The organism is Verrucomicrobiota bacterium (assembly GCA_016200005.1).
GTDB lineage: Bacteria > Verrucomicrobiota > Verrucomicrobiia > Limisphaerales > PALSA-1396 > PALSA-1396.
Window position 1 is genome coordinate 1 of record JACQFP010000023.1, and the last position, 23,526, is coordinate 23,526.

At 55.4% G+C, this 23,526-nt stretch carries 22 protein-coding genes and 1 other RNA gene; 19 read left to right on the top strand and 4 right to left on the bottom strand.

The annotated features are described in order from the left end of the window. Positions 1–38: 38 nt before the first annotated feature. Positions 39–872 (top strand): hypothetical protein, encoded by an 834-nt coding sequence (locus tag HY298_08550; GenBank protein ID MBI3850323.1) that lies wholly within the window; start codon positions 39–41, stop codon positions 870–872. A 221-nt stretch (positions 873–1,093) separates the two neighbouring features. Here the strand turns inward: HY298_08550 and HY298_08555 are convergent, their stop codons facing one another. Beyond that, on the bottom strand, positions 1,094–1,387 hold the full coding sequence (locus tag HY298_08555) for a hypothetical protein (GenBank protein ID MBI3850324.1): 294 nt from the start codon (positions 1,385–1,387) through the stop codon (positions 1,094–1,096). Positions 1,388–1,405: 18 nt separating this feature from the next. Between HY298_08555 and HY298_08560 the strand changes: the two genes are divergently transcribed. Both HY298_08560 and HY298_08565 read left to right on the top strand, forming a co-directional pair. Then, positions 1,406–1,633: an AbrB/MazE/SpoVT family DNA-binding domain-containing protein gene (locus HY298_08560; GenBank protein MBI3850325.1), complete on the top strand. Its 228-nt coding sequence runs from the start codon at positions 1,406–1,408 to the stop codon at positions 1,631–1,633. Beyond that, positions 1,630–2,022 (top strand): type II toxin-antitoxin system VapC family toxin, encoded by a 393-nt coding sequence (locus HY298_08565; protein ID MBI3850326.1) that lies wholly within the window; start codon positions 1,630–1,632, stop codon positions 2,020–2,022. Before HY298_08560 ends, HY298_08565 begins: the two co-directional genes overlap by 4 nt. Positions 2,023–2,038: 16 nt before the next feature. Here the strand turns inward: HY298_08565 and smc are convergent, their stop codons facing one another. After that, positions 2,039–5,830, bottom strand: a complete 3,792-nt coding sequence (gene smc, locus HY298_08570) for a chromosome segregation protein SMC (protein MBI3850327.1) — start codon at positions 5,828–5,830, stop codon at positions 2,039–2,041. Positions 5,831–6,148: 318 nt separating this feature from the next. Here smc and HY298_08575 point away from each other — a divergent pair, with 318 nt between their 5' ends. Next, positions 6,149–7,618, top strand: a complete 1,470-nt coding sequence (locus HY298_08575) for a family 10 glycosylhydrolase (GenBank protein ID MBI3850328.1) — start codon at positions 6,149–6,151, stop codon at positions 7,616–7,618. A gap of 18 nt (positions 7,619–7,636) precedes the next feature. On the opposite strand, the gene rnpB is transcribed toward HY298_08575, so the two are convergent. Beyond that, an RNA gene (gene rnpB / locus HY298_08580) (RNase P RNA component class A) lies at positions 7,637–8,060 on the bottom strand. Between the two features lie 142 nt (positions 8,061–8,202). Further along, positions 8,203–8,931 carry a hypothetical protein gene (locus HY298_08585; GenBank protein ID MBI3850329.1) on the bottom strand — a complete coding sequence of 243 codons (729 nt, stop codon included), beginning with the start codon at positions 8,929–8,931 and terminating at the stop codon, positions 8,203–8,205. 224 nt (positions 8,932–9,155) lie between these two features. Here HY298_08585 and HY298_08590 point away from each other — a divergent pair, with 224 nt between their 5' ends. The 15 genes from HY298_08590 (at position 9,156) to HY298_08660 (ending at position 23,378) form a co-directional block, all read left to right on the top strand. Continuing rightward, complete coding sequence (locus HY298_08590; GenBank protein MBI3850330.1) at positions 9,156–10,610, top strand: trypsin-like peptidase domain-containing protein; 1,455 nt, start codon at positions 9,156–9,158, stop codon at positions 10,608–10,610. Positions 10,611–10,741: 131 nt separating this feature from the next. After that, complete coding sequence (locus HY298_08595) at positions 10,742–11,800, top strand: phosphotransacetylase (protein MBI3850331.1); 1,059 nt, start codon at positions 10,742–10,744, stop codon at positions 11,798–11,800. A gap of 57 nt (positions 11,801–11,857) precedes the next feature. Continuing rightward, positions 11,858–12,952, top strand: a complete 1,095-nt coding sequence (locus HY298_08600) for an AAA family ATPase (GenBank protein ID MBI3850332.1) — start codon at positions 11,858–11,860, stop codon at positions 12,950–12,952. 30 nt (positions 12,953–12,982) lie between these two features. After that, complete coding sequence (locus tag HY298_08605; GenBank protein MBI3850333.1) at positions 12,983–14,086, top strand: histidinol-phosphate transaminase; 1,104 nt, start codon at positions 12,983–12,985, stop codon at positions 14,084–14,086. 70 nt (positions 14,087–14,156) lie between these two features. Next, positions 14,157–14,414 carry a DUF433 domain-containing protein gene (locus tag HY298_08610; protein MBI3850334.1) on the top strand — a complete coding sequence of 86 codons (258 nt, stop codon included), beginning with the start codon at positions 14,157–14,159 and terminating at the stop codon, positions 14,412–14,414. Then, entirely contained in the window at positions 14,411–14,587 is a 177-nt protein-coding gene (locus tag HY298_08615; GenBank protein ID MBI3850335.1) for a DUF5615 family PIN-like protein, read from the top strand. Before HY298_08610 ends, HY298_08615 begins: the two co-directional genes overlap by 4 nt. Positions 14,588–14,886: 299 nt before the next feature. Further along, positions 14,887–16,164, top strand: a complete 1,278-nt coding sequence (gene argA, locus HY298_08620) for an amino-acid N-acetyltransferase (GenBank protein MBI3850336.1) — start codon at positions 14,887–14,889, stop codon at positions 16,162–16,164. A 2-nt stretch (positions 16,165–16,166) separates the two neighbouring features. Then, a complete protein-coding gene (locus HY298_08625) occupies positions 16,167–16,826 on the top strand; it encodes a class I SAM-dependent methyltransferase (GenBank protein MBI3850337.1) in 660 nt (219 codons plus the stop codon). Then, positions 16,823–17,377, top strand: a complete 555-nt coding sequence (locus HY298_08630; protein ID MBI3850338.1) for a L,D-transpeptidase — start codon at positions 16,823–16,825, stop codon at positions 17,375–17,377. The genes HY298_08625 and HY298_08630 overlap by 4 nt, the downstream gene beginning before the upstream one ends. Before the next feature lie 130 nt (positions 17,378–17,507). Then, entirely contained in the window at positions 17,508–19,910 is a 2,403-nt protein-coding gene (locus HY298_08635; GenBank protein MBI3850339.1) for a hypothetical protein, read from the top strand. After that, positions 19,891–21,255 carry a glutamate-5-semialdehyde dehydrogenase gene (locus tag HY298_08640; GenBank protein ID MBI3850340.1) on the top strand — a complete coding sequence of 455 codons (1,365 nt, stop codon included), beginning with the start codon at positions 19,891–19,893 and terminating at the stop codon, positions 21,253–21,255. Before HY298_08635 ends, HY298_08640 begins: the two co-directional genes overlap by 20 nt. Before the next feature lie 38 nt (positions 21,256–21,293). Further along, positions 21,294–21,503, top strand: coding sequence for a hypothetical protein (locus HY298_08645; GenBank protein ID MBI3850341.1), 210 nt, complete (start codon positions 21,294–21,296; stop codon positions 21,501–21,503). 39 nt (positions 21,504–21,542) lie between these two features. Beyond that, positions 21,543–21,761, top strand: coding sequence for a hypothetical protein (locus HY298_08650; protein ID MBI3850342.1), 219 nt, complete (start codon positions 21,543–21,545; stop codon positions 21,759–21,761). Then, positions 21,715–22,032, top strand: coding sequence for a hypothetical protein (locus HY298_08655; GenBank protein MBI3850343.1), 318 nt, complete (start codon positions 21,715–21,717; stop codon positions 22,030–22,032). Before HY298_08650 ends, HY298_08655 begins: the two co-directional genes overlap by 47 nt. A 5-nt stretch (positions 22,033–22,037) precedes the next feature. After that, positions 22,038–23,378, top strand: a complete 1,341-nt coding sequence (locus tag HY298_08660; GenBank protein ID MBI3850344.1) for a hypothetical protein — start codon at positions 22,038–22,040, stop codon at positions 23,376–23,378. Positions 23,379–23,526: the final 148 nt, after the last annotated feature.

A 23,526-nucleotide genomic window follows, 5' to 3' on the forward strand; every position in this document is an offset into this window, starting at 1 on the left:
CTTCGAGTTGTAACGCCAACAACACTGGGGCGTTCACCGTGAACGCGATCATTACTGTGGCTCCACCGTCTCCACCACCGGGGCAAGTGACGGTGTATGGGATAGCGAACATCGTGTTGGCGGGACAATTGGCGGTGGCGAGTTCTCGCGGGTCTTCGGCGTGTAATTACGCCTACGACAATGGAACACTCAATTCGCCGGTTAATTTGGGCTTCAATCTGAGCGGCTTGGCGGGACAGGCCATTCAATTTACCAATGTCACGGGCATGGTGAGTTTGGCTGGAGGAATTCCGGATACGCTACCCGATGGGAACTTATCGAACATGGATACGACTACATCGGAATTTGGTCTATCGAGCGTTACGGGGCCAAGCGGGGCACTGGTGGGTGTCTTCCTGAATGATTTGATTCCGAGCGGGACGGCTCCGCCGGCTCTGGACTTCTCGACGCAGGCCAATAGGGACATTCTTGTCCTAAGCCCTGTCCTTCGCCAAGTCTTCTATATCGGATCGGGCGGAACGAGTTTGGGAAGCACGAAAGGTTTCGTCGTCCCCCAAGGCGCGACGAGGCTTTTCGTGGGAGTATTGGAACAGGCGAGTTGTAATGCCAATAACACAGGCTGGTTCTCCGTTGGTGTGCCAATTCTTCCTCCTCCTCCGCTCCAGATTACCGAATTTAGTTGGAGCGGGGACGCTTTCAGCCTCAATGTGGTGGCAACCGCTGGGAAGTCTTACACGTTGGAGTACAAGGACTCTTTGAGTGAGCTGACGTGGAAGCCGATAATGACCGTCTCTTGCGGAGGGTGCCTACTAACTCTGACTGATCCTTCAGCCACAATGCCACAGCGGTTTTACCGTGTGCGTGTGGACTAATTCGATCACGACAGATCACCGAAGTCATTATTTTGAAAGCAACGCCCTCACGCGTCGTGTCCCAACTACACATCAACCCTGCAATCGCTCGCTTCAGACTCTTAGCTAACGTGTTGTTAACGTGGTCAGAATTCCATAAACACGCTCGATTCATCGGCGCCGTGGTTCCACGGCAGTGCGGACGAGCCCCAGCTAAAGCGGCGTCGCGCACAATCCGGAGCCTACTTCGCCATCACCATTTCGAGGGTTTCCTCCTGCCGGTGGGGCGCAGCTTCTTCATCCTCGATGGATGGGCCGGGTGACGGATGTTTCAATAGTTCAGGGGTGTGGTCGAGGACCGCTTCCTCTGACTTGTGGAATTTTACGCTGACAATTTTGCTGATCCCCTGCTCTTCCATCGTCACGCCATAGAGCACGTCGGCCAAACCGAGCAAGTCTCCGTCCGTTTCCAAAAAATTGTAGTGAAGCCTTCCATCCATCAGAACGAATTGCCATTGGTTGACTTTCGTGGCCATATCGACAAGAGTTCCTCCATGAAGATATCGAGGAAAGGTCAGGTCACGATTCCGTCGAACATGCGTCGAAAACATGGATTGCTGCCGAGGCGCAACGTGGAGTTTGTGGACCAACCCAACGGCGTGCTGCTGATCAAAGCCGGCCGGGTCTCGACTGGCAGGCGCGTCCTGGCCAGATTGCTTGCGGGCGGCCGAATCAAAGGGCGCACGCAAGATTGGCTTCGCCTGACGCGGGGAACGGCATGATCTTGGTGGACACCAGCGTCATCGCCGACATTCTTACAAAGGACCCCGATTGGTTCGACTGGTCGAGCAAGCAGTTGGAGAGGTGGGCAAATCAAGGGCCGGTCTGTTACAACGCAATCATCTTCGCTGAACTGGCGGTCAAATTCGACACGCAAAAGGAATTGGAGCACCGGCTCTCTGCCTTCACCTGTCTGCCTCTGTCACTGAAGGCGGCGTTTCAGGCTGCCAAGGCATTTGAGAAATATCGACGCGCGGGTGGCAAGAAAGCGCTCCCCTTGCCCGATTTCTTCATCGGCGCACACGCCTACGTCGCGCATGTGCCGCTGCTCACCCGCAACCCGCGGCGCGTCCGCAGCTTCTTTCCTTCGGTGCGGCTTATTACGCCGTAACGTCGGCACGGATCACTTACTTCGCCATCACCATTTCGAGGGTTTCCGCCGGCCGGTGCGGTGCATCTTCTTCCTCCTCAATGGAGGGTCGGGGTGCCGGTTGTTCCAACAGTTCCGGCGTGTGGTCGAGGACCGCTTCCTCAGTCTTATGGAATTTAACGCTGACAATTTTGCTGATCCCCTGCTCTTCCATCGTTACGCCATAGAGCACGTCGGCCATGCCGATGGTCCGTTTGTTGTGAGTAATGATGACGAACTGCGAATGAACCAGAAAACGTTGCAGCACGCGGATGAAACGGTTGATGTTGGATTCATCCAACGGCGCATCCAATTCGTCGAGCACGCAAAACGGACTCGGTTTGACCTGGTAAATGGCGAACAAGAGCGCCACCGCCGTCATGGTCTGCTCTCCGCCGGAAAGAAGCGAGATCGTCTGCAACTGCTTGCCGGGCGGTCGCGCCACAATGTCGATGCCGCTTTCCAGCACATCTCCTTCGTCCACCAGAATCAGGTCCGCCTTCCCGCCGCCGAACACCTCGGTGAACATCGCGCGAAAATTGTCCCGGATTTTGTGGAAGGTGTCCGTGAACATTTCCTGCGTCTGCAGGTTGATCCGGTTGATCACTTCCAATAGTTGCGCTTTGGCTGCAACCAAATCATCGTTTTGTTTGGTAAGGAATTGGTAACGCTGTTCAGTTTCTTCATACTCCTCAATGGCAACCAGATTTACCGGCCCGATTTCCTCGATCCGCTGTTGCAACTTGGTGACCTGCTCTGCCACGGCATTCCAATCGGTCGAAGCGCCGCTGGCGGCCATTTCTTCCGGCGTGAGGGTTTGCACCTTGGCCGGGCCTTCGTCCGCAAACGTGATGGTGATACACTCACTGCGCACATCGTCCAGCTTGACATGGTATTGCTGCTGGATGCGGTCGCGGAGATTCTGCACCGACATGTTTTTCTGCGCCAACTCCACGTCAAGCGCCCCGCGCTTCTGCTGGAGTTCCGTCAAACGCCGTCGTTGTTCGCGCAAATTCTCTTCGTGGGTTGAGACCCCGCTCTCTTGCACATCGCGACGGCCAATAAGCTCCGCCACCTGCGCGTTCACTTGTTCCCGCTCGTGTTGCAACGCCACTATTCTTTGACGCGAATCCGCCATCTCAACTTCGGCTTGTGTCTTACGGTTAATGAAGGAGGAAATCTCGCTGCGTCGTTGTTCCACCAACTGTTTCAACTCGGCAATGCGTTGTTCGAGGGGTTGTTGCTGAGAACGGAACGAGGCACACAACTGTTCCTCCGTAGCCAGTGCCACACGCGCCTCCGTCAGCGCGGCATTGGCCGCTTCCCGCTGTTGACGCAAACGCTCCAACCCGGCATTCAAATCCGTCAGTTGCTGTTGCAGCGCGTGTTCGCGGGATTCGTGTTCACCAATTTGCGTTGCGAGGGTGGCGCGCTTTTGCGTCCCTTCCCGCTCGTGTTCCGACAGACTTTGAATCTCGTAAACGACCGTGTCGATTTTCTGGTGCAAGACGCGTTGGGAATTTTGCAACGCGTTGAATTCGCCCTGGTGCGTGGCAATCGCGACTTCCTGGGTGCGCAGTTCCGTTTGCTCCTGTTGTAAACTCGCCTGCAACTGTGTCTGTTCGCTCAACAAGGTTCCTTTGTTGCGGCTGGCTTCGTTAATCTGTTCCTGCAGTTGTGAAAGGTGCGATTGCAGCTCGGCGATTTGGTTTTTACGTCCGAGAATCGATGCCGGAGTTTTGACAGTACCGTTGCTGGAACCGCCGGTAAACACTCCGTGACTACTCAACAGCTCGCCATTCAGCGTGACATAGTGAAATTCGCCCTTGGTCTCACGCCAGGCAGTCGTGGCGGCGCCCAGATCGCGAACAATCCGCGTCACCCCGAGCAGTCGTTCCAAAAGCGGCTGGAGCGGCCGGTCGGCTTCTACCACGTTGATCGCCGGGATGGGGTGTGACCCATTCGCCATCAAGTCGAAGGACGGTGGTTTCGCTTCCGGGACTGGCGAATCGGCGCCGTGATCCCCATTCCTCAGCAACTCCAACGGCGCGATGCTGGCCCGTCCCTTATTGTTGGCGGTAAGCTCGGCAATAATCTGTCTGGCAGCGTCCGTTTGCTCGGTAAGCACCAATTGCAAATGATGGCCCAGCGCCGTTTCAACAGCGGTGACGAATTGGTCCGGAACGCGGATCTTGTCCGCCAGCGAACCGAGCACCGACTGCGACTGCTTGAGTGCGGCCAGCGCCCCGGCGCTGAATCCTTCGTGGGTTTCTCGCAACTGATCGAGAACTTTCAGATGCGAGCGTTTCTCGGCCTGTTGTTGGAGAAGATCATCCAGTTGTTGCGTGGCTGCTTTGAGTTCCTCCTCAATTTCGCGCAATCGCTTCTGGCGTTCTTCCACCGTGCCGCGCTGCGTTTGGACGCCCATTTTTTCCGCCTCCACATTCACGGCGAATTCATGCAGGCGGATTTCCAATCGGGTGCGCTCCTCTTCCAATTGAATTTTCTCCGACGAAAGTTTCTCCAGTCGGACGACGTTGCCCTGCTTTTGCAGATCGAGCGCATTGATTTCATTGCGAACGCGGGTCAATTGTTGAGCGGCGGCGAAAGAGTCCGACTGCAATTTCCGTAATTGTTCCTGGTGCGCTCGCAAATCTTTTTCCAAGGCCTGCAACGCCTCCTGTTTTGCTTCCAGTGTTGCTCGGTGACTTTCGAGCGTTGCGGCGGAAGCTGTCAAGCGCTCTGAGACGGAGGCTAATTCCTGTTCCGCCGCCGAACACCGTTCCTCCGCCTGAGAAATATCACTCAACGCTTTGGCGTTTTGCGACTCGAATTCGTGAAGGCGCTCCTGATTAAACTGAATCCGGCCTTCGTGCTTTTCAATCTGGCTCTTCAATTCCAGCCCGTGCTGTTGGGATTGGCTGATTTCGTGTTCCAACGTCGCCAGTTGTTCGCGCAATTGCGCGATCTCGTTTTCGCCGCGCAGCACATTTTCGGAACAGGTTTCAGTTTCTAGGCGCAATTTTTCCACCGCTGACTGCCGCTCGTTGATCTCCGCTTGCAACACGTCGAAATGATGCCGCGCCAGTTGCGTGTCGAGATGTTGCAACTCGAGGTTGAGTTGCTTGTAACGGCGCGCCTTGCCCGCCTGCCGTTGCAGCGAACCGATCTGCCGCTTCACTTCGCGGATGAGGTCGGCAATGCGCAAGAGATTTTGATCGGTGTATTCGAGTTTGCGCAGCGCTTCCCTTTTTTGGGATTTGAATTTGGTGATGCCCGCGGCTTCTTCAAAGATCATCCGGCGATCTTCGGGCTTGCTGGACAGAATCTGTGTGATGTTCCCTTGCGCCATGATGCTGTAACTGGTGCGTCCCACTCCCGTACCCATGAACAGTTGCTGGACGTCTTTCAGCCGGCACGGCGTTTTGTTGATGAAGTATTCACTGCCACCATCACGAAAGACGCGCCGGGTTAACGTCACTTCGTTGTAGGCCAGCTCGACGCCGGCGGCGACCAGGTTTTCCGCATCGACGCCGCCAATCGTGAGCGACACCTCCGCCATGCCGAGCGGTTTGCGTCCATCCGTGCCGTTGAAGATCACGTCAGCCATCTCGCCGCCGCGCAGCGCTTTGGCCGATTGCTCGCCCAAAACCCAGCGAATGGCGTCGGACACATTCGATTTGCCGCACCCGTTTGGACCGACAATCGCGGTCACGCCCGGTTGGAAGTTGAGGGAAGTCTTGTCCGCAAAGGACTTGAATCCCAATACCGTTAGGTTCTTTAGATACATGATTTAACCCGAATTTTGATTAAATGACCAAAAACGCCCCCCTCTGTAAAGCGAAAAAACCACAATATAAAGGGGCATGCCACCGTCGGAGCACAAGTAATTGGTGAGGAACCGAGATTTGATTTGTGCCCACCGTTCTACGCTACCAGCCTGCAATTCTGTCTGAGAACGACCTTTGTCTGAGTTTCCTGTTTCCCATACGCCTCACGGAAAAACTTTACAAAGGTTATGTCGAGCCATTCTTATCACAGCCTTTGTCCGAGCGCTAGTGTGAATTTAAGAAAAATTAAAACTCTCTTGGCGGTGCTTCCATGCTTGATGCCTGGCATTGGCTCGCCAGCAGCGGTTGTGAACTACGCGACGTCAACCGTGTTGCCGCCGAAACCCAACCGCGAATTTCGTGGCGCCTGGGTCGCCAGCGTGTCGAACATTGACTGGCCTTCTCAACCCGGATTGTCCACGGCGCAACAGAAGGCCGAGCTGGTCGCCATCTTGAATCGGGCGGCTCAGTTGCATTTGAATGCGATCATCCTCCAGGTGCGGCCAGCGTGCGACGCGCTTTACTCGTCTCAACTGGAACCGTGGTCGGAATATCTCACCGGCACCATGGGCAGGCCGCCGTCGCCTTATTATGATCCGCTGGACTTTGCGGTGGCGGAAGCACACAAGCGCGGATTGGAATTGCACGCCTGGTTCAATCCTTTTCGAGCGCGCCAGTCCGGAGCCAAGTCCCTTGTCTCAGCGAAGCACATCAGCCGGACGCGTCCCGAACTCGTCCGCCAGTATGGAAAACTTCTCTGGCTCGATCCGGGCGAACGCGAAGTGCAGGATCACTCGCTACGCGTTGTGATGGATGTGGTGAAGCGATACGACATCGACGGCGTGCACTTCGACGATTATTTTTACCCGGAGCGCGGTTCGACAGCCGGGGACTCAGATTTTCCAGACGACAGAAGTTGGAGACGCTTTGGCACCGGAGGGAGGTTGAGTCGGGAAGATTGGCGGCGTGAAAATGTCAACACGTTCATCCAGCGCGTGTATCAATCCACCAAGGCAACGAAGCCTTGGGTGAAGTTCGGCATCAGCCCTTTTGGAATTTGGCGGCCAAAGAATCCTGCTCAAATTCGCGGCAAGGATGCTTATGCCGAGCTTTACGCCGACTCGCGCAAGTGGCTGGCCAACGGTTGGGTGGATTATTTCGCGCCGCAACTTTACTGGGCGATTCAGCCGCCGGAGCAGAGTTACCCCGTGCTCTTGAAGTGGTGGGCCGAACAGAACCCCAAAGGGCGACATCTTTGGCCGGGCATGGATGCAACGAAGGTCGGTGGCAAGTGGACGGCTGAGGAAATCGTCAAGCAAGTTCGGTTGACGCGCAAACAAACCAGGGCCTCGGGGGAGATATTCTGGGACATGAAGAGTCTCATGGAGAATCGCGGACGGCTTGCCAGCACGCTCGAAAATGATTTGTTTGCGCAGCCGGCGCTTGTCCCGGCCTCGCCCTGGCTGGACAGACAGCGGCCCGGGAAACCGAAACTTTACATCGCCAACCACGGCAGCACTGGCGCGGCAGCACTCACCTGGGCAGACGCGACCACGAATAAAGTTTGGTTGTGGGTCGTGCAGACCAGAAAAGGCGGCTCCTGGAGCACCGTTGTTTTGCCGGGTAACCAGACTTCGCGCTCGCTCGATCGAGCGTCAACGGAGATGATCGCCGTTTCCGCCGTCAATCGTTACGGCAACCTCAGCTACGCGAGTGTGTTGGAGCGCAAGGTCAACCCGGCCAAATGAGCACGACCAGTTGAAAGTGATTTTGGAAGGGCTATAAGCCGAATTTTGTCTTCGCCCTTACGAGCGGAGAGAATCATTTGTCTCAGCAGCCGATACCCGAAACCTGTTCCGCCAAAGCGGGACGCGGAGCGGGCCGCTCCTCGGTTTCCTATTTGGCCTTGCACCCGATGGGGTTTTCCGTGCCTCCGCGCTTACGCTTGGAGCGGTGCGCTCTTACCGCACCTTTTCACCCTTACCCTCTGAAATCTCAGATTTGAAATCTCAAATTTCAAAGTCGGCGGTCTAAGTTTCTGTGGCACTTTCCGTCGAACCCCGACAATTCTGTCGCGGTCCGCCCGCGTGTATCCCCTGCCCTGCGGCAAGGGTTACGCGGCATCGCGCCCTGCGGTGTTCGGACTTTCCTCCCCCGGCTTGCGCCGGAAGCGATTCTCCGCCCTTCCAAAACCGAGAGAATGTTAACCGCTAAGTTGAAGGAAAACAAGCAGCAGTTGGATCACGAAAGTCTAACGGTTTCGCGTCTTAACCTTAATCTCTCTTGATCTTCGGCTCTGCCCGGCGGGATTAAGAGCAAGAAGCGGAAAGAATTACTCCGCCGCAGCCAGTTCCATATCGCGCGTGTAGTAAAGAATCCGACCGCAATTGATACAGGTCACGATTTCCTGCTCCGCCTGACAGGACACGAGCACCTGGGCAGGCAGTTTCATGTGGCAACCGCCGCAGACTCCGTGTTGCACTCCAACCACCACGTTTTCGCCGCGATGTTTGAGCAACCGCTCGTAGCGTGCTCTGGCGATGTCATCAATCGCCGCCACAAGTTCGGCGCGACCGGACTCCACTTCCGCCAGTTCCTTGCGCAACGATTCCTCGCGCGCTGACAGAGCGATTATTTGCGCATCAACCAACTTTTTTGTTTCGTTTCCTTTCTGCGATGCCGCCGTCACTCCGTTTTGCGCCGCTTCACCCTGCTCCATCAAATCAAGTTGTTGATCTTCAAGCTTGGTAATGTCCTTCCTGCACATTTCAATCTCGTGCGCCAACGCCTTGAACTCGTCGTTCTTCTTGGTTTGAAATTGTTGGAGGGAATATTTCTCGATCAATTGCTTTCGCGCATCAACCTCCAGTTCCAGTTTTTTGCGTTCGGTATCAATCAGTTTTCCACGCAGTTTGGCGGCTTCCAAACCGGATTGCGCAGAGGCTGCCCGGGCATTCAGGCTTTGACGCTCCGGTTCGAGGCGGGCCAGCTCGTTTTTCAGGCGAATGATTTTGAGGTCGCGGTTCTGAAGGATGAGCAGTTTTTCGATCGTTTCAAGCATGGTGACGTCGTTTCGTTTTTCTTGGGAAACGTTACCGACCCTTTCCTTTCAAGTCAATGCGCTGGAACGGCAATCTTTCCAGCGCGACAATCCTTGCAGAATTATCCCTTGAAACCCGGCGTGGCTGCCTCCACATTGCGATTGAACGTTTAGCGTAGAAACCAATCAAATCGAGAAGTCACCAAATCGAGAAGTCACGACGGTGGGGCAGTTAACATATCAATATGAAGAAAAACATTTTCTGCGGGCGGACAGCTTGGGCGCTTGGGTGCCTGCTGGTTTTGCTCCCATTAACTCTGTCCGCCAAAGACTCTCCCACCGGACTCGATTTGGCCCGAGAATTAAATCACGCCTTCATCGAGGTCGCGGAGAAAGTCTCGCCAGCCGTGGTGGTGGTGACAGTCACCCAAAAGCCCGAATCCTTTAAGTTCGACGATGAGGAAAGAAATCCACTCGATCTTTTGCCGCCCGAAATGCGCCGCTATTTTCGTCACCGCATGGAAGAGCCGCCGGAGAAAAGCTACGGCCAAGGCTCGGGTGTGATCATTCGTGAAGACGGTTTCATTCTCACCAATCGTCACGTGGTGGACGACACGGAGAAAATTGAGGTCCGATTGAAGGATGGCCGCGTGTTCAAGGCGGAGGTTCGCGGGGTGGATCCACAATCGGACATCGCCGTTATTAAGATTGATGCCAAAGGGTTGCCCGTGGCCCGACTGGCCGATTCGTCGAAAACTCGGGTCGGTGAATTCGCCATCGCCATCGGCGCGCCGTTTGAACTCGATTACAGCGTCACGTTCGGCCACGTCAGTGCCAAAGGTCGCAAGGTTTTGTCCGACCGCATCATGATGGATCAGGATTTCATCCAGACCGACGCCAGCATCAACCCGGGCAACAGCGGCGGACCACTCGTGAACATCGAAGGCGAGGTCATGGGCATCAACAGCATGATTCGCGGGATGCAAACCGGAATTGGTTTCGCCGTTCCAATGAACCTGGCGAAAGAGGTTGCAGACAAGCTTATCAGCGAAGGCAAATTCACGCGCGGCTGGCTGGGCGTTTACATCGAAACTTTGCGCGAAAGTCAGGAGTTGAAGGACAGGATCAAAGGCGTGGCGGATGGCGTCGTCATCAAAGCGATCGATGCGCGAGGGCCGGCGGCCAAATCCGCACTCGAACCTGAGGACGTGGTTACGGCCGTCGATGGCAAAGCCGTGTCAACCGCGCAGGATTTGAAGAACGAAATCCGCATCAAGAAAATCGGCCAGTCCGTAAATCTGGATGTGGTTCGCGACGGCCGGAACATCAAGGTCAAGGTGCAGCCTGAGGAATATCCGGAAGATCGATTTGCGGCCAATCGCGGTTCCAAGTCGGGTAATGGCGAGACAGCCAACCGTCTCGGTATCAGCGTCAAATCACTCACGAGCGAAGCCGCCAAAGAATTTGGCGTGGAGAAAATCGAGGGCGTGGTGGTGACCGAAGTTGAAACCGGCAGTCTGGCTGCCAAACACGGAATCAAGCAGGGTGACGTCATCACCAAAGTGGATCGCAAAAAGGTCACCAGCCCCAAGGAATTCCGCGAGGCGATGAAAACGGCGGACGTGAAGAAGGGCGTCACCGTCAGTTTGGTCGGCGAAGAAGGCCGCCGTTTCGAGATTCTCAAGGATAGTGGCGATTAGCCTCCCCGCCATCCGAGAGAGTGCGCCAGGTCTGTTCGACTGGCGCATTTTTGTGTACCGGTTCGCTCACACTCTGTCAACGCGCCAGTTTGCCAGTTGCAGTTTGAATCTCACTCGGTTACTTAACAGCCATGCGATTCATCGGCAGCGTCATCGAAAAACTACAACGTCACCCCAAACGCATCGTTTTTCCGGAAGGCACTGAACCGCGCGTTCTGCAGGCCGCCCGTCAGTTTTATTCGCTGCGGCTCGGCGCGCCGATTCTCCTGGGCGACCGCACGACCATCAAGGAGGCCGCGGAAAAACTGAACGTTTCCCTGGAAGGCCTTCGCATCATCAATCCGGCCGAAAGCGAAGACCTGGATAATTTTGCGCGCCGTTTTGAGAAATTGCGACGCAACAAGGGCCTCAAGGCACAAGAGGCGCGCGAAGCCATGCTCCTACCCAATTACTATGGGGCGATGATGGTAGCGATGCATCAAGTGGATGGATTGGTTTCTGGCACGAACGAATTTACGGGCAGCGTGCTTCGCCCGCTCTTCCAAATTATCAAAGTCGCTCCGCAAGCCACCACCGCGTCCAGTTGCATGGTGATGGAGGTAGAAGACACACGGTTCGGCGAAAAGGGGACTCTGTTCCTGGCGGATTGTGGCGTCATTCCTGAACCAACCGTTGATCAACTCGCGGACATCGCGGTTTCAACAGCGCAACTCGCGAGGCAGTTGCTCGACATCCGGCCGCGGGTTGCCTTGTTGTCCTTTTCCACCAAAGGCAGCGCGACGCATCCGACGATCGGCAAAGTGCAGGCCGCGACCGCACTCGCCCGCCAAAAGGCGCAACAAAAAATGCTGGAAGCCGATTTCGATGGCGAACTGCAAGTGGACGCCGCGTTGATTCCGGAAATCGCGGCGCGCAAGCTCCCCGAAAGCCTCGTAGCCGGTCGCGCGAACATCCTCATCTTCCCCGACCTGAATTCCGGCAACATCGCCAGCAAGCTCGTGCAACACGTCGCCCGGGCCAACGCCTACGGCCAGATTCTGCTGGGGTTGGACCGGCCGGCGGCCGACGTTTCGCGCGGCTCCAACGCCCACGATATCCTCGGCGTGGCGGCGATTGTCGGTTTGCAGGCCATCGACTACAACAAGCTCTATCCCCATGCCGGCCAGAATCTGCCGGGCGAGAACTCATGAATGACGTGAAGGCACTCGCCCATTGTTATCCTCTTTTGGTTTTTAATTTGTGATGCAATGAACTCCGTCACCCCGCGCGTCTTCATTGCCGCCACTCGCCAGAACGACGGCAAGACCACCACCTCAATCGGTCTTTTGGCCGCGATGCAAAAGGTTTATCCGCGGATCGGCTATATCAAACCGGTTGGCCAGCGGTTCGTCGAAATCGACGAACAGAAAATTGATGAAGACTCGGTGCTGATGGACAGGGTCTTCCGTCTCAACTGCCCGTTGGTGGACATGAGCCCTATTGCCGTCGAGCCGGATTTCACCCGCAAATATCTCGAATCCGCCAATTATGATGTGCTGGTGAAAAGAATTCAGAAAGCCTTCGACCGCGTCGCCTGGGAAAAAGATTTCGTGCTCTGCGAAGGCTCCGGCCACGCCGGAGTTGGATCGGTGTTTGACTTGTCCAATGCGCGCGTCGCCAAAATTCTGGGGGCGAAAGTCATCATTGTTTCGCAAGGTGGCATCGGCAAACCAATTGACGAAGTCTGCCTTAACCAGGCGCTCTTCGAGAAGGAAGGCGTCGAAATCATCGGCGTCATTTGCAACAAGGTTTTGCCCAACAAAGTGGATTCAGTCGGCGACTTCGTCCGACGCGGTTTGAAACGCAAGGGACTGGAGTTGCTCGGCGTTATCCCGCATCAACGGATCCTGTGCAGCCCCACGCTCGACCTGATCCTCGAAGAATTGCACGCGGAAATGCTGAATGATTCCGATCAGCTTCATAATCTCGTGGACGATGTCGTGGTCGGCGCGATGGGAGTTTACAACGCGCTGCGTTTCTTCAAGCGCGGCGTGTTACTCATCACTCCTGGAGATCGCGAGGACATCATGCTGGCGGTCGCCACCAACCTCATCAACCAAAGCGACGAAAAGATGGCCGGCGTGGTGTTGACCGGCAATCTCCGTCCCGGGCACAGCGTTCTTAAAGCCATTCGCGAAATGCCCTTCCCCGTGCTGTTGGCGAAGGAGGACAGTTACGAAGTTGCGTCGAAAGTTCACGACCTCACCGTGAAGACACGACCGGGCGATTCCGAAAAAATCTCACTGATTCGCGATATCGTTGCGCAAAACGTGGACGTGGATCGAATCCTGAGCGCGCTCTAGCTCCTATACGAAAGAAACTGTGACTCTGCCATGTCGATCCTTGCTTCCCTAAATCCTTCACTCAAGACGCTCCCGGTGTACCAACCGGGCCGGCCCATTGAAGAGGTCGCTCGCGAGTTGGGGCTGCCAGCCGCCGACATTATCAAACTGGCTTCCAACGAAAATCCTCTTGGACCATCTCCTCTGGCGCTGGCGGCAATGCAAAAGGCGCTGACCCAAATCAATCTCTATCCGGACGGCAATGCTTTTTACCTGAAGCAAAAACTGGCGGCCAAGCTGGCAGTCGAGCCGAAGAATCTCATCCTCGGCACAGGTTCAAACGAGATCATCGAGTTCATCGGTCACGCGTTGATGAAACCGGGCGTGGACGTGATCGTCTCGCAATATTGTTTTGCGGTTTATCCCATCGTCACCTTCCTCTTTGGCGCAAATTTGATTACTGTTCCCGCTCGCGACTACGGTCACGACTTGCGCGCCATGCAAGCGGCCATCACACCGCGGACCAGGGTCATCTTTGTGGCGAATCCGAACAACCCCACCGGCACCCTCGCACCCTCGGACGAGATCATGAGCTTCATCAACGAAGTGCCGGAGGATGTTCTGGTGGTGCTGGACGAAGCGTATATTGATTTCCTGGAAGAACCCTTGGATTTGTTGCCGATGATTCGGGGAGGTAAAAAGCCGAATCTGATTCTGATGCGGACTTTCTCCAAGATTTACGGGCTGGCCGGACTGCGGATTGGTTACGGCATCGGTCATCCGGAATTGATGGCCGCGCTCGAAAAAATCCGTCAGCCGTTCAACCTTAATTCGCTCGCGCAAGCCGCCGCGATTGCGGCCCTTGATGATACCCAGCATCTGCGCGCAACGCGGCTCAACAACCAGACCGGACTCAAATTCTTCGAGAAGGCGTTTCAGGAAATGAAACTCGAATCTGTGCCGTCGGCTGCCAACTTCATTCTCGTGCGCGTGGGCGACGGCCAACGAGTTTTCAATGAATTGCAGCAGCAGGGTGTGATTGTCCGTCCGATGGGCGGCTATCAACTGCCAGAGTGGGTTCGCATTTCCATCGGCACGGCTGAGGAAAACGTCCGTTGCCTGGCGGCATTGAATAGGGCCTTAAAATCAAACTGAAACCGCCCGCACTGCCAGAGCGACGCCGTAAATCCATTGACCGCTCCCGAAGAAGGATTACTCTAAAATCATGTTGAAGGAAACCTATCGTTACATTACTGCGAAACCGGGTGTGCGTTCCGGACACGCAATTGTCGAAGGCACGCGGATTGGCGTTCATGACGTCGTTGGACTTCTCCAGAATGGAGAGACCGTGGACAGCATTGTTGTGAATTGTTTCCCCGATTTGACCAAGGCGCAGGTCTATGAATGTCTCGCTTACTACGAGGATCATCGGGGGGAGATTGATTTGTTAGTGGCCAGACAGATGGCGTCGCCGGATGTATGAACTTCCTGCTCGATCATGACACACCCGACAACATAGTTTATTCCCTCCAGAAACTCGGTCATCAAATAGAGCTCCTGCGTGATGCGCTCCCAGTGGACGCCAGCGACGCCGAGGTTTTCGCTCACGCGCAAGAGGAAGGAAGGAAGGATCGTCATTACATGCAATCGCGATGATTATCTCGCGTTGGCGAAATCTCGACCGCATTGCGGACTCATCATTTTGATCCGGAGAAAAAGCCGCGTGGCTGAACGCACTGCCTTGATCCGCTTCCTCGACAAAGCAGGCGAGACCGGCATCTCCAATAACATCAATTTCGCTTGAATTTATCCGCGCTACCAGCGCTCAACTCATAAACGCCGTCCGGCAGCGAAGCTCAACTCCAATCGCTATCCGCCGCTGAATTATTGGATTGAAATACACCGAGAACTGAATACTTATTCTGGCGACGGTAAACATTTATCAGTAAACCAACGTGAAACCAACTGATCTGCGAGGCATCCTGCAATACATCCCGCGCTTCCGCGAAAAGACGTTCATCATCAGCGTCGATGGCGCCATTGTCACCGACGAAAACTTCGCCAACATCCTGCTCGATGTGGCGGTGCTACGCTCGTTGAACATCCGCGTCGTGCTGGTCCACGGCGCTTCCGCCCAGATCAAGTCGCTCGCCGAGCAGCAAAAGATCACACCCTCCGACCTGGACGGCAGCGGCGTTACTGACGCGGAAACGTTGAAACTGGCGTTGACCGCCGCGAATCGTTTGACACACGAGTTACTTGAAGGTCTCTCGGCCAACGATCTGCGCGCGGCCTGCACCAACGCCATCATCGCTCACCCGATGGGGATTCTTCAGGGTGTTGATCATTTGTTCACCGGCAAGGTCGAGCGCGTTGACGTTGAATTGCTTCAAACGCTGTTGGCGCAGGGAATTATTCCCATCGTCCCGCCTCTGGGATTTGATGGGGACGGGAAGACTTACCGAGTGAATTCAGACAGTGTGGCGGTCGCCGTCGCGGATGCCTTGAAAGCCACCAAGTTGATTTTCATCACGACCCAGGACGGCATTCTCTATCAAGGCCAGCTCATCCGGCAGATGTTGGTGGCCGACTTGAATGAACTGCTCAAGAAAAATCATTTTGCACCGGAGATGGTTTCCAAAGCGCGGCATGCCGCCGCCGCGTGCAATCTCGGCATTCAACGGGTCCATATCATCAATGGACGCGTGGATGAAGGGCTGCTCGCGGAGGTTTTTTCCAACGAAGGCATCGGCACGCTGATCTACGCCAACGAATATCAACAGATTCGCCGAGCGTTGAAGAAAGACATACGCAGCATTTTGCTGCTGACGAAAAATTCGGTCGCTACCGACGAATTAGTGAAGCGCACCCGCGCCGCCCTCGAGAAACAATTGAACGATTACTACATTTTTGAAATCGACAAGAATCCCGTCGCCTGCGTCGCGCTGCACATTTATCCCGAACAAAACAAGGGCGAATTGGCCTACCTTTACGTCAACCCTTCGCACGAGAATCAAGGTATTGGTCGCAAACTGATTCAGTTTGTCGAGAACAAGGCGCGGGAGAGCGGCTTGAGCGAACTGCTCACGCTTTCCACCCAGGCGTTCACCTATTTTCAATCGAAGGGAGGATTCATTGAAGGCACACCGGAAGATTTGCCAGCGGCCCGGCGCGAGAAGTACGAGCAGAGCGGAAGAAAATCCAAAGTACTGCTGAAAAAACTGAAAATCTGATTGTGCCAAGCGATGCTTTGCAGGTTGATTATTACGCCAAACGGGTTCGGGAGTACGAAAGAATCTACGACAAACCCGAACGGCAGCCCGATCTGGAAGCTTTGCGGAATCTCACACGACAGACTGTGCGCGGGCACGATGTGCTTGAAGTCGTTTGCGGAACTGGCTACTGGACCCGGGTAGCCGCAAGCACTGCCGTATCAATCGTGGCCACGGACATCAACGAGGAGGTGCTTGCGCTTGCCCGCACGAAAGATTACTTCGACTGCAAGGTTTCGTTTCAGAACCTTGACGCCTTTCAGCTCTCTCAACTCACCAACAGCCGGTTCACAGCGGGAATGGCATTTGCGTGGTGGTCGCATCTGCGAAAGGCGGACATCAGAAACTTTCTCGAACAGTTTCACGCCACTTTGGCTCCTGGAGCATTGGCGATCTTCATGGACAACCGGTTTGTTTCCGGGAGCAGCACGCCCATCAGCCGAACGGATCGCGACGGCAATACTTATCAATGTCGGCGGCTGACGGACGGCACTGAATACGAAGTGCTCAAGAATTTTCCGAATGAGAAAGAAGTGCGAACGGCTTTGACCGGTCTGGCGTGCGAAGTTCGCTGGGTCGAGCTGCAATATTATTGGTTTTTAACCTATCGGACGAAACCATGAATGCCCCGCCGGAATTCTTACAGGCGTGCAAACGGAACGGCATTGTTTCGACCCGCTTCATACTGGTTGTGAGTGTCGCAAAACAAACTGTTTCATTCTTCGACAAATTCTGTGGCTTGTCCCTCCTTCCGCGAGCAACCAAGTACAAACTCCTAAAGTCATTCCCCTGCTCCACCTCGCGTTTTGGCATCGGCCAGGTTGCTGATACAAATTGCACACCACTGGGTCTGCATCGCGTCGCGGAGAAAATCGGCGGCGGCTGGCCGGTCGGCACCGTTTTTCGCAGCCGCAAAGCCGTCGGATTCACCTGGCGCGGATTGCCGCTGGCGAAGATCACCAATCGGATTTTGTGGTTGGAGGGTTTGGAGACTGGGTTTAATCGCGGCGGCAATGTGGATTCACACTCCCGGTATATTTACATCCACGGCACCGGTGAAGAGCCAACCCTGGGCCGGCCCGCTTCCCACGGTTGCATTCATCTGGCTGCACAAGATTTGCTGCCGTTGTTCGACAAGATGCCAGTTGGCACGCTGGTTTGGATCACGCGCTGAAATCGTTTTCGATCGGCAGATGTTGGGAGACTCAGCATTCTGGTCATGTTGTGCACGGCCAATCGCCAGGGAATCAGCTTGAATAAACCCGGTTAAATGCCAACCTCGTTGTGCATTGTTGGCGTAAAGCATGAACACACAGATCTCTCTCCTTTCCACGTTCATGCAGTTCTGCCTTCTCAAATCTGGTCAGCACTCTTCACTCAGGTGGCCGCGTGCCGACTTGTTGAAGCGCGCGATCTGGCTGGCACTCGCTGGGACGATGATGTTGATGCGAACAGCAGTTGCGCAACCCAACGACAACTTTGGAAGCGCGACTTTGATTGCGGGCAGTTCCGGCGCGGCTTCTGTCTCAAACACGAACGCCACCAAGGAAGTTGGTGAGCCGCATCACGCTGGCAATGCAGGCGGGCACTCCGTCTGGTTTCGGTGGGACGCGACTAATGCCACGCCCGTGACGTTTGAAACCATCGGTAGCAGCTTTGATACGCTGCTGGCGATTTATACCGGCTCGACCGTCAGCAACCTCACGGAGGTCGTCAGCAACAACGACATTTTCGGTACCAATCGATGGAGTCGCGCGAAATTCACGCCGGTGTCCGGCACGACATATTGGATCGCGGTCGATGGTTACAATGGCGACAGCGGAAACGTTTATCTCCACTGGGTGCAACGCGCCGGTGTGCCGGACATGCTCGTTTGGGGACCTTCGCTCAATCCAGTCATCAGCATCGAAACTTTCTCCACGTCGTCGTGCGCGGTGGTCGAGGGGTTGATCCAGCCCGGTACGCGCAAATTGATCAGGTTCGCAACCGAATCCAGAAACTACGGCAGCGCCGATCTCGTGCTCGGCAATCCCACCGGCAACCCGCTTTTCGAATACAGCGCCTGTCACGGTCATTACCATTTCCATGATTACGTGGCGCACCGCTTGAAAAGCGACAGTACCGTCGTCGCCGTCGGTTTGAAGGTCGGGCACTGCCTGCTCGATTCGATTCGCTGGGACACGAACGCAAATGGAAGCGCCATTTACAACTGTGGCAATCAAGGTATTCAGAAAGGTTGGGGCGACATTTACCGGTCTTCGCTCGACGGGCAATGGGTGGACATCACAGGCGTGCCCGCAGGAGATTATACTTTGGAACTCGAAATCAACCCCGATCGCATTCTGGACGAGTCCAACTACAGCAACAACGTGACGCAGGTCCCTTTCACGATCCCGGACACGACGAAGCCCCAACTGGCTTCCCTCTCGCCGACCAACGGCGCCACCGGCGTTTCTCCCGCTAACACGACGACGGCCATCATCGTGGACGGAACAAGCCAGGTGGCGACGAACACGGTGCAATTATTTTATGACGATATCCTCGTCGTGCCGCTGATCACGCAAAATGCCGGCTGGACCACCATCGCTTACACCCGCGCTGGTCTCCTCGACCCGTTGTCCGCGCACACGACCAAATTGATCTTTGCCGATAATGGCAGCACCCCGACATATCAAACCAACATCGCCACGTTCACCATCGGGGGGTGGTTGAACAAGTATCTGCCACCTCCGCTTTATCTGGAAACGTTCGACTTCGTGGCGGAAGGCGCATTGCCCGCGGGCTGGTCGGTCACAAATCACACGGACACTGACGTCGCAGGATATAACCTGGCCAGCGATCATTCGGACGCCTACAAGGATTGGGTCGTCATCACCCTCGCCAGATTGGTGACGCAGTTTCCTGCCGACCGGCGCATTCCGGGTGCGCTCAATGTTGTGAATGGCCAGGTGCTTGACGGCCTCATCCACACTAATTTCATCTACGCCGCGTCCGATCCGCGCACCAACAGCCAGATTCAATACCTCTTCTCGCCGGATTTTAATCTGACCGGCCAATCCGATATCTGGATTTCGTATCACAGCATTTACACGCAGAACCAGGATAGCATTGGCGCCTTGGAATATTCTATCGACGGCGGCACCACCTGGCTGCCCGTCGTTTACATGCTCGACGGGCCGGACGTCATCTTGAATACAAATGGGACCGTCAACGCCGTCAAAACCCTCACGAACGTTTACTCCGATGTCGCGGTTTATTTTGACCCGAGTCCTGGCCAGAACGTAGGCGGGAACTACGGCGCTTTCATCGCTGCTCCGATTGCCCAGGCGCTCGCTCCGTTCATCAGTTCCCGCGTGAATGACGATCAGGCGGAATCCAAGCGCGTCGAATTATTCCGGTTGGCCGCCGCAGACAATCAACCCAAGGTCCGATTTCGCTTCGCGCAGGCTGGTACCGACAGTTGGTATTGGGGCATCGACGACTTCGGAATTTACAGTATCACCGACCAGTCACCCCGGATCACGGGCATCGCCAGATCGGGAAATGACATCAGCATTTCCTGGAACGGGGAAATCGTCAGCCGTCTGCAAAAGGCGACGAGTTTGTCAAACCCGCTTTGGCAAAATGTGCCAGGCACCCTTGGCTTAAGCAATTTTAGTGAACCCATTGGTCTGGGCGAAACCTACTATCGCCTCCTCAAGCAGTAATGGGCAGGCATTTCGCCCTTTTAACTTTCGAGTTTTGGCTTATTTTCCTGCCATGACGTTGACCGAGCAAATGACGGAATTGGCCAGGCAGGCCAAAGCCGCGTCGCGTGAACTGGCCCGGCTGACCACGGCGGAGAAGAACTCCTGCCTGCTGGCGATGGCCGACGCCTTGGAGAAAAACCGTCAATCAATCAAAGACGCGAATGCGAAAGACATGGACTTCGGCGCGCAAAGCGGCCTTTCCTCCGCCATGCTCGACCGCCTCAAGCTTGATGACAAACGCGTCGCCGGCATGGCCAAGAGTCTCCGCGAGGTTGCGGCATTACCTGATCCCGTTGGAAGAATTCTCGATGAACGCGTCCGCCCCAATGGTCTCAAACTCCAAAAAGTCACCACGCCCATCGGGGTTGTCGTCATCATCTACGAATCACGACCCAACGTGACAGCAGATGCCGCAAGCCTATGTTTCAAGTCTGGCAATGCGACGATTCTGCGCGGCGGCAAGGAAGCAATTCACTCCAATCAGGGCATCGCTAATCTCATGATTGCCGCCGGCAAACAAACGCTCGCAGAATTCCCGGCGCACGCCATTCAGGTCGTTCCGACGACTGATCGTGAAGCGATCAAAGAATTGCTTTCGCTCACCCAATACGTGGACTTGTGCATGCCGCGCGGCGGGGAGAGTTTGATCCGCGCCGTCGCTGAATGCTCGAAAGTCCCCGTCATCAAACATTACAAGGGCGTCTGCCATGTCTATGTTGACCGCGACGCTGATTTGAAAATGGCCGAGGAAATCGTGATGAACGCGAAAGTGCAGCGCCCTGCGGTTTGCAACGCGATGGAGACTCTGTTAGTCGATGAAGTCATCGCGCAAACGTTTCTGCCTGCCATCACTCGCAAGCTGGCAGAGAAAAATGTTGAGCTTCGTATCGATGACGCGACGCAGAGAGTTTTGAACTCTCAACTCTCAACTCTCAACTCTCAACCCCGTATCAAGCCTGCCACTGAGCAAGACTGGTTCACCGAATACAACGATTACATCCTCAACGTGCGAGTCGTGGATGGCGTAGATCAGGCCATTGAGCACATCACCCACTACGGTTCGGCGCACTCCGACAGCATCGTCACCCGCAACGAATCGCGCGCGAAACAATTTCTCGCTGAAGTCGATTCAGCCACGGTCTATTGGAACGCTTCGACGCGCTTCACCGACGGCGGCGAGTTCGGTATGGGTGCTGAGATTGGCATAAGCACAGACAAGATCGGTGCGCGCGGTCCAATGGGACTGGAAGAGCTGACCAGCTATAAATGGATCGGTATCGGCAACGGCCAAATCCGAACTTAAGAAGGAGCCGGCAAAAGGAGGCTCTTACTAAACTCAAAATGATTTCCAAAGATTCAATCGGTATTACGTCAGTTGAACCGCTCGAAAATGATCGAGCCAGCGCGTGCGCGGATTTCGTTCGCCGCCAGATGCCCGAAACCGGCCTGTTCGCCGGCCACGAGTGGCGCATCTCCCCTGCCCCGTTTCCGCGCGGCGAGGAACTGGCGAAGGACATCGAAACCCGCGAGCGCATGCGTCCGCAATTTTGAGTGCTTGCATCATCGACAGACTGAATCTACGCTAAGACCATGATCGTCATCCGGTTTTCAGATGCCAAAACCAAAAAAAGGGCCATTGGCTTTCTGGTCGGTCGTTTCCCTGGCAAAACCTGGGCAACGGGTGAAGTCGCAGTTCCAAATGAGGCTTTGGCGGAGCTGGCCGCGGAGGGTTTTCAATTCAAGGTAGAAGGACCGGCCACCTATGAGCGTCTGGTGTCGCTTCGAGATATTGCTGCCGCTGCGGTTTAATGACGGCAGCGTCGTTCCGCGCAAACTTATCGCGGAGACGATCGGCGAACTGGAAAACCAATTCGGCGCTGCAACTTGGGAAACCCAGGTCTTGCATGGCAGTTGGCGGCATGAAGGAATGACCTACCATGACGAATTGGTGAGAAATTTTGTGGATACCGAGGGCAACCGCTCCAACCGCGCGTTCTTCAAGCAATACAAAGGCAAGCTGAAGACTCGCTTTCGACAAATTGACATTTGGCTGACCGTTCATCCCATTGAAACGATTTGATTTCCGTGACCGCTGACTCCTCCGGCATCTCTGCCAATCATGGCCGTCTCATCCGCGATTCGTTGCCGCCGAGCGGTCTGTTCGCCGGCCACGAGTGGCGTATCTCCCCTGCCCCATTTTCACTCGGACCGGAACTGGCGAAGGATTTACAGACGCTCGGCCGTGTCTTGTTGCAATTCAATCGTGCGGTGAATCTGCTCTATCGTCACAGTGTCGAGGGCAAACAACCCGGCTGGATTGCAACCCTGCTCGATCAGGGCAAACCCAGCGAACTGATAGCTTTGCAACGCTCCGCGGCAATGAGAAATGAACTGCCGCGTGTCATCCGTCCCGATCTGCTGATCACCGATACCGGCGTCAGCGTCACTGAACTGGACAGTGTGCCGGGCGGCATTGGACTCACGGCGTGGCTGAATCAGACGTATTCCAAATCCGAAATCCGAAATCCGAAATCCGAGACCCTAGGCGGCCCGGATGGAATGTTGAAAGGCTTTGCGAGCATCTTTGGCGACGCGCCCAAGGTCCACATTATCGTTTCCGAGGAAGCCGCGACGTATCGGCCCGAAATGGAATGGCTGGCTGGACAGCTTGGCAATTCAAAATTCAAAATTCAAAATTCACAGTTCACGGATTTTTCAACCGGCGACGCGGTGTATCGCTTCTTTGAACTTTTCGACCTGCAGAATGTTCCGAGTTCCACAAAGCTTTTTGAACTGGCGGAACAGAAAAGAATCCGGCTTACGCCGCCACCCAAACCGCTGTTTGAAGAAAAGATGTTGTTCGCCTTGTTGTGGAATCGAAACCTGCGCGGCTTTTGGCGGCAGGAGTTGGGCGAGGGTTTCTTCAACCGACTCCTCCGACTGGTTCCCTACACGTGGATTGTTGATCCCGCTCCCCTGCCCCCGCACGCCGCCATCCCGGAACTCAACCTCACTGACTGGCAGCAACTCAAAACCCTTTCGCAACGGGAACGGGAATTGATTCTGAAGGTGTCCGGTTTTTCCGCGCACGCCTGGGGCGCGCGCGGCGTTTATCTGGGCAACGACCTCTCGCAGGCTGAATGGGCGGCCGCTGTGGACCGGGCGCTCGAACATTTCGACCATTCGCCGTATATCCTGCAACGCTACCACAAGCCAAAACTCGTCGATGCCCAGTGGTATGATTTCAACCAGACGCAATTGATCCCTATGCAAGGACGCGCGCGACTTTGTCCCTACTACTTTGTCTCCGGTGACGGCGACGCGGCACGGGCCACCCTGGGCGGCGTGCTGGCGACCATCTGCCCGGCGGACAAAAAGATCATCCACGGCATGACGGAAGCGATTTTTGCGCCTTGTTCGAATTAGAGCGTTTGAATACTCCAACGGGCGGTTGCGGTCGGCCTCCACGCCTGCCGTAAAGTCGGGGCATCTCGCCGGCCGGACATCAAGCGCGGAGCTCACATCGCGCTTGGCCGTCTCCTGCGTCTTCCAGAATTCAAACCTTCATCCGGAC

Coding starts and splice junctions, on each gene's coding strand:
- HY298_08555 (MBI3850324.1), bottom strand. CDS start 1,387: ATGGCCACGAAAGTCAACCAATGGCAATTCGTTCTGATGGATGGAAGG.
- HY298_08560 (MBI3850325.1), top strand. CDS start 1,406: ATGAAGATATCGAGGAAAGGTCAGGTCACGATTCCGTCGAACATGCGT.
- HY298_08565 (MBI3850326.1), top strand. CDS start 1,630: ATGATCTTGGTGGACACCAGCGTCATCGCCGACATTCTTACAAAGGAC.
- smc (MBI3850327.1), bottom strand. CDS start 5,830: ATGTATCTAAAGAACCTAACGGTATTGGGATTCAAGTCCTTTGCGGAC.
- HY298_08575 (MBI3850328.1), top strand. CDS start 6,149: ATGCCTGGCATTGGCTCGCCAGCAGCGGTTGTGAACTACGCGACGTCA.
- HY298_08585 (MBI3850329.1), bottom strand. CDS start 8,931: ATGCTTGAAACGATCGAAAAACTGCTCATCCTTCAGAACCGCGACCTC.
- HY298_08590 (MBI3850330.1), top strand. CDS start 9,156: ATGAAGAAAAACATTTTCTGCGGGCGGACAGCTTGGGCGCTTGGGTGC.
- HY298_08595 (MBI3850331.1), top strand. CDS start 10,742: ATGCGATTCATCGGCAGCGTCATCGAAAAACTACAACGTCACCCCAAA.
- HY298_08600 (MBI3850332.1), top strand. CDS start 11,858: ATGAACTCCGTCACCCCGCGCGTCTTCATTGCCGCCACTCGCCAGAAC.
- HY298_08605 (MBI3850333.1), top strand. CDS start 12,983: ATGTCGATCCTTGCTTCCCTAAATCCTTCACTCAAGACGCTCCCGGTG.
- HY298_08610 (MBI3850334.1), top strand. CDS start 14,157: ATGTTGAAGGAAACCTATCGTTACATTACTGCGAAACCGGGTGTGCGT.
- HY298_08615 (MBI3850335.1), top strand. CDS start 14,411: ATGAACTTCCTGCTCGATCATGACACACCCGACAACATAGTTTATTCC.
- HY298_08630 (MBI3850338.1), top strand. CDS start 16,823: ATGAATGCCCCGCCGGAATTCTTACAGGCGTGCAAACGGAACGGCATT.
- HY298_08635 (MBI3850339.1), top strand. CDS start 17,508: ATGAACACACAGATCTCTCTCCTTTCCACGTTCATGCAGTTCTGCCTT.
- HY298_08645 (MBI3850341.1), top strand. CDS start 21,294: ATGATTTCCAAAGATTCAATCGGTATTACGTCAGTTGAACCGCTCGAA.
- HY298_08650 (MBI3850342.1), top strand. CDS start 21,543: ATGATCGTCATCCGGTTTTCAGATGCCAAAACCAAAAAAAGGGCCATT.
- HY298_08655 (MBI3850343.1), top strand. CDS start 21,715: ATGAGCGTCTGGTGTCGCTTCGAGATATTGCTGCCGCTGCGGTTTAAT.